Here is a 12,148-nt window from a genome sequence, read left to right as displayed (position 1 = left end):
AATGAGCCGGGAGTGATCGGCTTGTAAGGCGCTTCACAAGAGAGGCTTCACGATCGACGCGGCGTTCCGTTTATACTCGTTCCCCCGGAAAGACTCTGGCAAGATCGATCACCAATTCATCTTTCGAGTTGGCGAGGAGCCAGTCCCAAATGCTGGTGCTCTGATGCACCATCGCTTCGTCGAGATCAAAAAACAGATCGAACCCCTTCGAGGCGATAGGGTTCATCGGGTAGCGGCGATCGTAAATCATCCCGTAGGCCGGAATGCCGTAGACGGTCTGCCAATTCCCCAAAATAAAATGGAGCTCGGTGCCCCTGACGTAGAGTCCGCCGGACGTGATGATCCGTTTGATCGACGTCTGCGGGTGGCTCAGGTAATAGGTAACCCGCTCATTCTCCCGCGCCAATCGTAACGCTTCGACCAACTGCGGTACCAATATCGCGATCTCTCCGTCCCGAAACATCGGCAAACGGATCGAGTCTCCCCCGATCCAGCGCTGAATCGACACGCGGTGCTCCTGCACCGTAAGCCCCATCAGCACGCGGCGCACCTGCTCGTGGGAGAACTGGGCCGGATGCGTGAAATGACCCGGCGGCCACTCCGGCAGCACATTGGCATCCAACTCCAAGCGGACAAAATTGACGGGATCTTCGTAGACGGTCCGCGAGGGAACTTGAGGGATGGCACATCCGGCGGCAAGCATACAGAGCACCGCCAACCGGGACACGTGAAACGTGAAGCGCAAAAATCGCATCGGCCCCCTGGCTGAAACTATGGTCTTCTTGCGCTTCACGAACAACGCTTGAGACTACTCGGTAATCGTCACGGTCATTTCAACGCGCTCCAGCGGATTGTCCCGCCCGTCGCGCTTGGCGCCGACCACCTTATCGACCACTTCCAGCCCGCTCTGCACTTCACCGAATGCCGTATACTGCCAGTCTAAAAAGTTGGCATCGTTGACGCAGATGAAAAACTGGGAACCCGCGCTGTCCGGATCGTTGGCGCGCGCCATGGAGAGGGTGCCGCGCTTGTGCGGCTTGCTGTTGAACTCCGCCTTCACGTTGTGCCCGGGACCACCCATCCCGTGCGAGGCACGGTCCGGATTCTTGCTGTTGGGATCGCCGCCCTGAATCATGAACCCGGGGATGACCCGGTGAAAGGTCGTGCCGTTGTAGAAGCCTTTTTTGGCCAGATCCACGAAATTCTTCACGTGATTGGGCGCCACGTCCGGAAACAAGCGCAGCACGATCTCGCCCCATGCTTCGCCCTTGGATGTTACGGAAATGGTCGCGACTGGTGAACCTGCTTGTGCCGTCATCTCGTATCCTTTCCTCCTTAATTAAACTTGAAGGGCGCGATACTCTCCCCTTCCAATCCTTGGCTGACCGCCGTCCAGGTGAGGCCATCGTCATCGCTGCGAAAGACCCCAGAACTGGTGCCGGCGTAAAAGCCCCCTTTGTCACCTTCGATCAACACTTGCACCGACAGATTGCTAAGCCCTTTGTTCAAGGGCACCCATTGCCGGCCCTTGTCGACGGTCTTGAAAATGCCCCGCCCCGTGGCGACATAGACACCGCGGTCGTTGCTGATCAAACCGCGAATCGAATCGTTCGGCAAGGCCCGGCTGATCGGCAACCAGGTCTTTCCTGCGTCGCCGCTACGAAAGACGCCCCCGTCGAACGTGCCGGCATAAACGCCCTGTTCTTTATCCACGGCCAGCACGCGAATAAAATTCTCCACCAATCCTTCGTGATCACGGAGGCCCTGTCGCAAACGTGTCCATCCCGCCGCCCGCTCCTTGTAACTATGCACGCCTTTCCCGGACGTACCTGCGTAGAGGGTTCCGTCGTCGGTACGCGCCAAGGCGTGAACCAGAATCTCATCCAGACCGGTTGAGACAGCCTTCCATTGGTCTTGCGCGGCATTCAAGAGATAGACGCCGTCGCCGGTCCCGGCATAGAGCCCTTTGGCATCCATCATCAAGGCTTTGATCTCCAACCGTTTGAGGCCCTTGTTGATCGGCTGCCAACTCTTGCCGCCGTCACGCGAACGAAAGACGCCACCGCGAAACGTGCCCGCATAAATCGCACCATCTTTGCCGGTGGTGAGGCAGAGCACGAACGGATCGGTCACTCCCTGGTTGGCCGACGTCCAGGACCCGCCGCGATCAGCGCTTCGAAAAATACCCATACCGAAAGACCCGGCATAGATCACCCCCCCGGTACCGACCGTTAACGCCTGAATACTCGTATTGCCGATATCGGCGGTAGCGCCGGGCTCCTGAGCCGGGTGCGCCTGTTCCAGATTCAGCGGAGACCCGCCCTCGCTGCCGCCCGAAAAGGAGGCCGCCTGTGCGCCCGCCTGCAGGCTCCCGAGTGCAAACACCGCCAACATCAGCATATGACGCAGCATAGCGTGACCATCCTTCCCACTGTGTGTGCGGATCACCGCACGCGATGACCGGCTGTGCCGATGGGTATATCCGGGTCGAGCGGTAGATTCATGTCAGGCGACGGCCCTGCGGCCCGCCCGAAAATCTTGGCGCCGATAATCCCGATTTCATAGAGTACCATGAGCGGGACGGCCATCAGCAACATGGTGAAGAGCGTAGCATCCGGGGTCACGATAGCCGAAATGATGAGCGCCGCCATGATGGCATGTTTGCGATAGTGGGCCAACACCGCAGCCGACACGACACCCACACGCGAGAGCAGGGTCAACACCAGCGGCAGTTCAAAGGCGCAGCCGAAGATCAGGAGAAATTTGACGTTGAAGTCGATATAGGTCCCCACACCGAGCGCAGGGGTGATGTCCCGATCCATTCCGAAGCTGACGAAGAAGTCGATGACCAGCGGCAGGATCACGAGATTGCAAAAAATCAGGCCGAGCGCGAACAGCAGCGCCGCGAGCAGGAGCAAGGGGATCGCCCAGCGCTGCTCCTTCGGGAGCAACGCTGGCTCGATAAACTTCCAACACTGATAGAAGACCATCGGCAGGCTGAGGATAATACCTGCCAGAAACGACACTTTGATGGATGCGAACAGCGCTTCCGTCGGTCCGTAGAACACCAGCTGATTGGGAAACGGACGATTGAGCCAGGCGACCATCTCGGAGGAGTAGGCAAACGCCGTGGCAAACGCGACCGCCAAGGTCACCACGATGATCAGAAGCCGCTTCTTGAGCGACTGAATATGGGCGGCCAGTGGTGCGAGCATTGCCTGTCTGAACCAACGACCCGATCCTGTATTTGCTCCGATGCCGCCACCGGCTGAAATCGAGCACGGCGGGAAGCGGCCGGAACGGAGGACAGGAGATCCTCGCTAACGCGACAATCGGATGAGTTCGGCTATCTTATCCTTAGTGGCCAACTTCTCTTTTTGTAACTGTTTCTTCAACACTTCTTCCGCCGGCGTGAGCACATGTCGCCGCTGCAAATCGGACAACTCGGCATCGAGGCGATGGTGAGATTCTTCCAGCTCGCGGAATTCTGTGTTGGACTGCCGTAACCGTTCAGTAATCGCCGTCTCCGTCTGCATGTCGCACCTCCTGGTTGACTACACACGTTCGTGGATGACTGTCCTGTTGCCCGGCTCCCGGAATCGCCCTACGGCTGCTCGCACAAAGGCCCCAACCGGAGCGGCGTCATTTCCATGAGCACCGCATCTTCGTCGGGATTCACATAATAGCGCGACCGCACGGCAATCTGACGAAACCCCAACCGATCATAGAGCGTCAATGCCCCCTGATTCGACGCCCGCACCTCCAACATCGCCCGACTGGCCCCCCGCGTCAGTCCGGCCTGCAATGCGGTACAGACCAGCCGCCGCCCGATACCCTGCCGGCGAAACGCAGGAAGTACGGCCAGGTTCATCAAGCGCACTTCCTCGAACACGATCCAAAAACAAAAATACCCGGCAATCACGAGGGCGCCTGACCGGGGGTCAGGACACTTCGCGATGAGGAACTGCGCAAATTGATTACCGGACAACTCGGCTGCTAACATTTTGCGCGACCAGGGGGCCGAGAAGCAAGCCTGTTCAATGGCCAACACCTCATCGAGCACCGCAGCGGTCGCCGGTACAATCACCACCGAATCGGACGCCATGTCGGACTCAATTTCCAATTTAGTGGCCTACTTCCGAGCTCGTGGATCGGCCTCTTTTCGACCACGTGCCCGCCGACCCTGCGCCAATTTGCTGGCAACCCGTTGTCGGCGCCGTTCGAGGGCCGACACCCCCTGCTGCTCATCGAACTTCACCTCGGCTTCCGTGCGTTGCACATAGCGAGGCACCAACTGCTGCCCCTCAACGTGTCCTGCCCCCAAGCGCTGCTGGCCTGCGAGGCCGACACTCACGGCCGAAGGACGTTGCTGTTCCGGCCTGACTTCCCGCACCTGCCCGCCTGCCGCGTCAATAGCCTCCCGTATGTCCTTTTCATAGGCTTGCCAACCGTCGCCAAACACCGTGCAGGCCTTGGCGCCCTGTAACGCCCGAGCCACCGAAGCAGGAGGCCCCACCTGCTCCGCGATATGGGTACGTAAACCCGTTCCCGGCAGCCATTCATAGACGGCCCAATAGACTTCATTGTGCCGACTCTTGAGAACCGGCACCAGCAGCCCCTTGACGTCGCGCAGGTTCCAGGCCAGCGCTTCCAACGTCGGCACCGTCACGATGGGAGTCCCCATCACGGCGCGAAACCCCAACAGAGTGGCCAGCCCCACACGGAGACCCGTGAACGACCCCGGTCCGATGGACACGGCCAGGCCTTGCAGGTCCTTCAACGTGACTCCGGCTTCGCGTAATGCGCGATCAATTGCACCCATCAAGGACCGTGCATGGGAGCCTTGAGCATCCTGTTCGACGAGAGCCAACACCTGGTCATGCTGAAGCAGCGCGACAGTCTGCCAGGCTGTCGCCGTATCGATTGCCAGCACATACTGCACTGATTGTGTCTTCATACTCGACCCAGCTCGCCGGGCTTGATCGGTTCGTTCGGCACCAATTCGTGAAACGTCACCTGCAAACTACCCGATCCCTGTCCATCCGTCATCTTAATGGCAAAGGGGCGCATAATCCGTGTCCCGGCGACTGGGGCCTGACCATTCGACGCCGGTAGGGCCTCTGCCACCCCGCCCACAGCACGGTAGTCGTCGAACTGCATCGTGGCTTCGACCTCACCGGACGGCGACAGACGTTCCTCTTGTACGACCAGCAAATTCCGACGATCAAACCAAATCCGCCTGACCACGAATGGAGCGGTACCATTGCTGCCCGGTGCGGTCGACACATCAAGCCGATACCGATTGCCGTCTTCCGTCAATCGCACTGACTCATCCGGACCCACCGCTTGTGTTCCAATAATCCCGCTCATCGCCCAGACGCTCAGCTGAAAGGGACGCGTGAGTTGGCCGAGTTGGTCGGCCTCCGATGGGCGGCCGCTCACCTCACGCCCCATGGTCGGCAGCCGGAGTTTGAATTGATCTTCGATCTGCACGAACTCGAATATTTCACTGCCCACCGCGGAGAAACCGCGCAGCCGGATGGCGTTGGGACGTTGGTAGAACACGGTGCCTTGGATGCGCTGGCCGATCGGCAGGATGCCGCCGGTGATCTTCGCGCTGAACAACCCCTTGATCGTGCGAACTTCTCCCGCCTGTTCCTGCAGACGCGCCGTCAGTTGCTCCGCCGTCGCCTGCAAAAGCGGCACGGTATCGGAGGGGCTGAACAGGGCGCAGCCGGGCACCATCGCACATGTCATGGCACAGAGAACCAGGGCACCCGCATCCCTGCGGACGTTACGCCAGGACCACATCCAACGCATCTCCCACTTCATGAATGCCGATCAATTCAATCCCGGCGATCGGTTCCAGTTTTGCAACGTTCCGTTCCGGCAACAGACAGCGTTTGAATCCCATTTTTGCAGCCTCGCGAATCCGTAGTTCGGCCTGGCTGATCGCCCGCACCTCACCGCCTAACCCGACTTCACCCATCACGAGCGTCGTAAAATCGATCGGACTCTCTCGCAAACTCGACGTGACCGCGGCCACAATACCCAGATCGATGGCCGGCTCGTCGATATGAATCCCGCCAACCACATTCACATACACATCCTGCCCTGAGAGGTGCATGCCTAGTCGTTTTTCCATCACGGCCAGCAGCAGCGACAAACGATTCGGCTCCACACCGTTCGCCATGCGTTTCGGCATGGGGTAGTTGGTGCTAGATACCAGCGCCTGCAGTTCTACGAGAATGGGCCGCGTGCCCTCCAGGCTGGACACCACCACCGAGCCGGTGGTGCGCTGCGGTCGCTCGGCGAGAAACAACTCGGAGGGGTTGCTGACTTCCTCCAAGCCACCGTCCTTCATCTCGAATACGCCGATTTCGTTCGTTGAGCCGAACCGATTTTTGACGGCCCGCAAAATCCTGAAACTGTGGCTCTTATCCCCTTCGAAATACAACACCGTATCGACGATGTGTTCCAACAAGCGCGGGCCGGCGATGGCGCCCTCCTTCGTGACATGCCCGATGATAAACACCGGCACATTGCTGCGCTTGGCGAACCACATGAGCTGCCCGGCGACTTCCTGCACCTGACTGATACTGCCCGGCGCCGAGGTGAGTTGTTCTGTATAGACGGTCTGAATCGAATCCACGACTACGGCCGCCGGCTGGATTTCCTGGATGGCTTTGAGAATCTGTTCGAGACTCGTTTCCCCGAGGATCAGCAGATGTTTCCCGTCGATGCCGAGACGCTGCCCCCGCATCTTGATCTGCCGGGGCGACTCTTCTCCTGACACGTACAGCACCTGCTCCCCCGGTGCCGCAAGCAGCGGCAAGGCTTGTAACAGCAGCGTGGTCTTGCCGATGCCGGGATCACCGCCGACCAACATCACAGAACCGGGCACTACCCCGCCGCCCAACACACGGTCAAACTCCCCCATCCCCGTGCTATGCCTGGGCTCACCCACGATTTCGATGTCGGAGATCGGCGTCGCCACCGCCATGGCTGTTTTAGGCATGCCTTGGCGACCTTTGGGAGCGGCCGGCAAGCGCTCTTCCTTGAGCGTGTTCCAGCCTCCACAATCAGGGCAACGCCCGAGCCATCGCAACGCTTGATGGCCGCACGCCTGGCAATGAAACGTCGTCTTCGCCTTCATCCGTCCTCGCCTCACATCGCAGCGAAATTTTCAGATGCATCGTAAAGGAAACAGGAGAGAAAAAGGAAGAAGGCGCAGGGTCGGGAAGGTCAGCCTAGCCCATCGCCGACGACGCGCATACTCGCACTCTCGGGAAGGGGTTCAGGATGCTATCAGCGCATGGCGGACGGCAGATGGGTCACAGTGATAGGCACTAGACAACTCAGGCTTGCCTGCCCCTGATCCCTTTCTTCGAAACGAGTACACCGTCAGGGATGGGCACAGGAAGGAAAACGAATAGCAGGCACCATGCTGGTATCTGGCTCACCCGGAAACACATGGGGGGCCGATGTGACGTCTACGTTCAATGACGCCAGCCGATCTGGTCTCTCACACCATCAATTGAGGCAAGAGGCGCATGCGCCTATTCTCTTCAGAGGATGAGTCCTAACATCCAACTCGTTTCCCGTGATTCAAACGCTCAGGAAAGAGGACGGCTGGTAGCGATAGCGTTTCCGGCCTACTACACAATTCTAATAGGCCTCCCTAACGTGTGACGTTCAGCATCCATTCCCGCATGAGTCGCAGAGGTGGCGACCTTTCGAATGCCCCAGCTCAGTGGCTCGGGATCAGGGTAGTGATCAACGCGAGGATAAGGGAGACGGCTGTGGTGTGCGGTGATATCTTGTACTACTTCGGAACGATCGGGGCCGTGATACCACTCCTTCTTTCCCACACGTATCGATGCGTGAACAAGATACCGGTCCGGCACTGTTGACCGCCTGCTCTGCCTCCCGAAGTGCACCCCGAACTCCACCCATCTGCCCAAGCGTACCCACATGAATTGATCCCTCTGGTTTGGTGCACGTCGCTGCTCATCATGCCCGACTTTAATCTTATTTTCAGATTCTGGATAGCCCCACGTACGATTGCGCAGGCACGCTCCGGTTCCGTGAGTCCTACGATATCGTGCAAGGACTCAACTGGAGACATTTATCGCTCACACAACAATCGCGCAAGACAAGCCCCCTGAGTCCAGACATGAGTTTTCAAGGAAGTCGCTGAGGTGCACGAAGCCGAAGAACCGACGTTACGCTGCCGGTGAGTCCACCGGCAATCCGGACAACTGGAACAGGGCGATGGAAGCGGCGGCGGCGGCATTGAGGGACTCGACACCCGGTTTCAGCGGGATAGTGAAACGGACTGTCGCCACGTCGAGAACCGGCTCTGAGAGGCCCCGACTTTCGCTGCCGATGGCCAACACCGTACGCGCGGGAATGCTCCGAATCGCCCGGATCGGTACGCACCCCTCACTGGTTCCGGCGTCAGCCGCAAAGATGGCGCAGTCCAAGTTCTGCAGTTCTTCGAGACTGGTCTGAGGAAAGATGGGCAACTGGAAGAGCGCGCCGGCGGTGGCCCGCACGACTTTCGGGTTGAACACATCGACGGAATGGGGCGCCAACCACAGAGCACTCACGTTGAGTCCAGCCGCCGTTCGAATAATCGTCCCCATATTCGTCGGGTCCTGCAGCATGTCCCCGTAGAGACCGAATATCTTCGGTTGCGCGAGGATCGCAGACTGGTTCCAACTGGGTTGATGGACGATGGCCAGTACCCCGGTCGATGTCTCGACATCGGACAATTGCGCCAGCGTATGCTCGGGACAACTGTGAACGGTACAGCCACTGTCCAACACCTGCTGGCTGACTTCCGGCGGTTGCCGGTCGAGAAAACTGGGGGTGACGATGAGGCAGACAATGCGCTGCGGCGCCGACTGCACTAATTCAAGAATGGGTTTTGTGCCTTCCAACACGAACACGCCCTCGCGGTCACGCGTACGCTTCGTCTTGACGACATCTCGTATGTGCGAGAGAAAGTTGCGGGAGACGGTGCGAGGTGAGAAGGTCAACAGATATCCAAGGGTCGGCAACACTTCAGGGAGGCCCTCCTGACTTAGCAGGGCCTCCCCAAGATATTCCTATTTGCGTTTCTTGCCGGAAGCCGCTTCGGCGGCGCGGATGCGTTGCGCCCGCACCTTGGCCCGCTTGAGAGCCGACAGCTTGCCGCGCGTGCGATCACGCTCGGCCTTCAATCGCTCCAGCTGGGCACGCAGGTGCACACGCTCTTCCTTGTAAATATTGGCACATTCAGCGGGTGACAGGTTCGTCCAGTCTCCCGTTCCACGCGCCCGCTTGATTCGCGCTTCCAGCGATTCACGCAGCAGCTTCTCGCGCATCGACATCAAAGACTGCAAGGCTTCCTGCCGCCGCTGGACTTCTTCCTCTTCGGCCATAATGCCGCGAATGTCGGTACCTAACATCGGCTGATCCTCCTCGCTCGAGACAACAATTAGAACGCCTCATTCTACCCGATTTGGCGGCCTTTGTTCTACCTAGGAGAATGGCTCATAACACATTGATGTTACAGGCAACTATTGAACGACCCCCGTAAACAGGACGTTGCAGGGCTCGAAAGAGATGCAGTATTATCGGGCCATGTCACACATCGGTTCATTGGTTCGTGCCTGGCGAGTCTCACAAAAATGTTCCGAGTCGGCGCTCGCCGAACGGGCCGGCATCGCAACGTCTCTGCTGGAAGCGCTCGAGGCGGAACAGGCCGATCCCAACGCCTCAACATTGGAAGCGCTGGCCGGCGCACTCAAGATTCCTCTCCCCTGGCTCTTTATCCACCCCACTGATTTGGACCTGCTGTGTAAAGACGATGACGATGAGCCGGCTCCCCTGTCCACTTTAACCGGGAGCGACCCCGTCCTTGAGAGAATTCTCGTGGCGGCCGGACATGACCGGTCGCTGTACGTCCTCCTGACGGCACTCATGCAAAGTGGCGAGCCCAAACTGCTGCGCGCCGCAGAGGTGAGCCTGCGAAGCCTCGTCAAACAATCCAAGCAGGCCACGGTCCCCTGGCAATCGCGCCCGCCGGGACATTTTGAGCCGCCCAGCGATTAGACGGCCTCTCCACTTCGCGCGACGTCTGACCTCGTCAGCATCGATCACTCGTCCTTCCAATCTCAACACCCGTCCCGTTCGATTGCCCCGCCCGCACAAGCAACAGACCCACGAGTGCTAACGCGACCAGCCCAGGCCAGCCGCCCAGCGGCGGATCGGCAAACAGCTGAAAGGGATCTCCCGATAAACCAGCCCAAATCGAACTGAGGGCAATGGGCAGCGCCAGCAAAATCCCAACCAATGCTTCACCGGTCACCAACCCGGCCGCACACAACAGCCCGTGATCTTCAGCCGGAACCTCTGCCGCGCCCCGGCTCCTGCGCACAGACTCAGCCAGCAGACCGCCGAACATGATCGTTGCTGAAAGTTTCAGCGGCAAGTACATGCCAAGCGCCACCGCCAGGACAGGGAAACGAAGGGCAGCACCGCGTCGTGCCTGCCGCCTGTCGAGATGAATCACGACGACACCCAGCACCATTCCGACTCCGACCAGATGCCAGGGTAAGGAGCCGCCGAAGACGCCGTTGGCAAGGTTGGCCATGAGCGTGGCCTGGGGAGCCGAGAGTGGATGAGGATGGGCAGCCGTCACCTCACCGATCCCATATTTCGCCTGTAGCAGAGACAGCACCGGGACAATCACGACCGCGCCCGTCGCCACGCCGATCACCTGCATCACCTGCTGCTTCCAGGGGGTCGCGCCGACCACATGCCCGGTTTTCAAATCCTGCAAATTGTCGCCGCCCATCGCCGCAGCGCAACACACGACCGCCCCCACCAATAGCGCCGCAGCCGGACCGGCCGGATTGCCCTTCCCCAAGATGCCCAGCAGCAACAGCGAGGCGAGCATGATAGTGGCGATGGTCACACCGGAAACCGGATTGCTCGAGCTGCCCACGAGGCCGGCCATATACCCCGCCACGGCAGAAAACAAAAACGCCGTCACGACCATGAGCAGGGTCAGGCCGACGCCACCGAGCAGGTTGTGCCCCAACAGATCTTGATACAAGAAAACCATCGGAACCAGCGCGGCCACCGTCAGTCCGATCAACCAAGCCACACCTGCATCGCGCTCCGTGCGCGGCAGTTTCGATTCCTCACCAGTGTGGTGACGATCGGCGTACAACGTCATGAGTTGACGTAGACTGTCGAAGATCGCGCCGCGCACTTGCACCAGGGTCCATACACCACCCACCAGCATCGCGCCGATGCCGATGTAGCGAATCTGCCCGCTCCAGGTCGCCTTTGCCGCCGCCACACCAGTCAACCCCTCCGGCGACGCAACGATCGCCTGATACAGCGGCAACAGGACCAGCCAGCCGATCGCTCCGCCGAAGAAGACAACGACCGCCGTGTTGAGCCCGATGATGTACCCGACTGCCACCAACGCCGGTGACAGGTTCAGCCCGCCATACAGCGTCGACCGCCCGAGCTGAAACGCCCCTTCCAGCGACTCGCTCCAGAGCTTCAATCCTCCCTCGGCAAACTTGAATCCACCACCCAGCGCCGCAGCGCCCAGCAAAAGACGAATCCTGCCGCCGGCACCGGCATCCGACGAAGCGCCGACCTTCAAGACTTCCGCCGTCGCGAGTCCTTCGGGAAAACGCAGTCGAGCGTGAATAATCAGAGCGCGACGCAGAGGAATAGTAAACAACACCCCGAGCACCCCACCGACCAGCGAGACCGTGAATGTTTGCCAGTAGTCGAAGGTGGTCCAATAGCCGATGAGGAGCAGCCCTGGAATGGTGAAGATCACGCCGGCCGCCAACGCCTCACCTGACGAGGCGGCGGTTTGGACGATATTGTTTTCGAGAATATTCGACTGACGGAAGAGACGCAGCACCGCCATCGAGACGACGGCGGCTGGAATGGAGGCAGACACCGTCATGCCGGCAAACAAACCCAGATAGGCGTTGGCTCCGGCTAGCACTGCAGCCAGCACAATCGACAAGACGACCGCTTTCAGCGTGATTTCCGGAAGCGTCACCGTGGCGGGAACAAGCGGCACATCCACCGGCTCCGTTGGCGCGTCCTGCTTGCGCATCATGCC

Annotated in this window: 13 protein-coding genes; 1 reads left to right on the top strand and 12 read right to left on the bottom strand. The window is 59.6% G+C overall.

Going from position 1 to position 12,148, the window contains the following annotated elements; genetic code table 11:
• Positions 1-70 precede the first annotated feature (70 nt).
• The 11 genes from V9G17_17730 to V9G17_17680 form a co-directional block, all read right to left on the bottom strand.
• Complete coding sequence (locus V9G17_17730; GenBank protein MEI2754436.1) at positions 71-754, bottom strand: hypothetical protein; 684 nt, start codon at positions 752-754, stop codon at positions 71-73.
• Positions 755-808: 54 nt separating this feature from the next.
• Positions 809-1,318 (bottom strand): peptidylprolyl isomerase, encoded by a 510-nt coding sequence (locus tag V9G17_17725; GenBank protein ID MEI2754435.1) that lies wholly within the window; start codon positions 1,316-1,318, stop codon positions 809-811.
• A gap of 17 nt (positions 1,319-1,335) precedes the next feature.
• Positions 1,336-2,412 carry a hypothetical protein gene (locus V9G17_17720; GenBank protein ID MEI2754434.1) on the bottom strand — a complete coding sequence of 359 codons (1,077 nt, stop codon included), beginning with the start codon at positions 2,410-2,412 and terminating at the stop codon, positions 1,336-1,338.
• A gap of 32 nt (positions 2,413-2,444) precedes the next feature.
• Complete coding sequence (gene tatC, locus V9G17_17715; protein MEI2754433.1) at positions 2,445-3,215, bottom strand: twin-arginine translocase subunit TatC; 771 nt, start codon at positions 3,213-3,215, stop codon at positions 2,445-2,447.
• Positions 3,216-3,320: 105 nt separating this feature from the next.
• Positions 3,321-3,536: a YdcH family protein gene (locus tag V9G17_17710; protein ID MEI2754432.1), complete on the bottom strand. Its 216-nt coding sequence runs from the start codon at positions 3,534-3,536 to the stop codon at positions 3,321-3,323.
• A gap of 68 nt (positions 3,537-3,604) precedes the next feature.
• Positions 3,605-4,105, bottom strand: coding sequence for a ribosomal protein S18-alanine N-acetyltransferase (rimI, locus tag V9G17_17705; protein ID MEI2754431.1), 501 nt, complete (start codon positions 4,103-4,105; stop codon positions 3,605-3,607).
• A gap of 27 nt (positions 4,106-4,132) precedes the next feature.
• Positions 4,133-4,957 (bottom strand): tRNA (adenosine(37)-N6)-threonylcarbamoyltransferase complex dimerization subunit type 1 TsaB, encoded by an 825-nt coding sequence (tsaB, locus tag V9G17_17700; GenBank protein ID MEI2754430.1) that lies wholly within the window; start codon positions 4,955-4,957, stop codon positions 4,133-4,135.
• Positions 4,954-5,757 carry a hypothetical protein gene (locus V9G17_17695; GenBank protein MEI2754429.1) on the bottom strand — a complete coding sequence of 268 codons (804 nt, stop codon included), beginning with the start codon at positions 5,755-5,757 and terminating at the stop codon, positions 4,954-4,956. The genes tsaB and V9G17_17695 overlap by 4 nt, the downstream gene beginning before the upstream one ends.
• Positions 5,758-5,794: 37 nt before the next feature.
• Positions 5,795-7,156, bottom strand: a complete 1,362-nt coding sequence (radA, locus tag V9G17_17690) for a DNA repair protein RadA (GenBank protein MEI2754428.1) — start codon at positions 7,154-7,156, stop codon at positions 5,795-5,797.
• Positions 7,157-8,225: 1,069 nt separating this feature from the next.
• Positions 8,226-9,068, bottom strand: a complete 843-nt coding sequence (locus V9G17_17685; GenBank protein MEI2754427.1) for an RNA methyltransferase — start codon at positions 9,066-9,068, stop codon at positions 8,226-8,228.
• A 45-nt stretch (positions 9,069-9,113) separates the two neighbouring features.
• The gene (locus V9G17_17680; protein MEI2754426.1) at positions 9,114-9,455 is read right to left on the bottom strand and encodes a hypothetical protein; all 342 of its coding nucleotides are present in this window, start codon (positions 9,453-9,455) and stop codon (positions 9,114-9,116) included.
• 175 nt (positions 9,456-9,630) lie between these two features.
• On the opposite strand from V9G17_17680, the gene V9G17_17675 reads away from it, so the two are divergent.
• Positions 9,631-10,101, top strand: coding sequence for a helix-turn-helix transcriptional regulator (locus V9G17_17675; protein ID MEI2754425.1), 471 nt, complete (start codon positions 9,631-9,633; stop codon positions 10,099-10,101).
• A gap of 34 nt (positions 10,102-10,135) precedes the next feature.
• Here the strand turns inward: V9G17_17675 and V9G17_17670 are convergent, their stop codons facing one another.
• Positions 10,136-12,145, bottom strand: coding sequence for an oligopeptide transporter, OPT family (locus V9G17_17670; protein MEI2754424.1), 2,010 nt, complete (start codon positions 12,143-12,145; stop codon positions 10,136-10,138).
• Positions 12,146-12,148: the final 3 nt, after the last annotated feature.

It is taken from the genome of Nitrospira sp. (assembly GCA_037045225.1).
Taxonomy (GTDB): domain Bacteria; phylum Nitrospirota; class Nitrospiria; order Nitrospirales; family Nitrospiraceae; genus Nitrospira_A.
The sequence above is the reverse complement of the archived record's forward strand: the minus strand, read 5'-3'. Positions and strand labels throughout refer to the sequence as shown.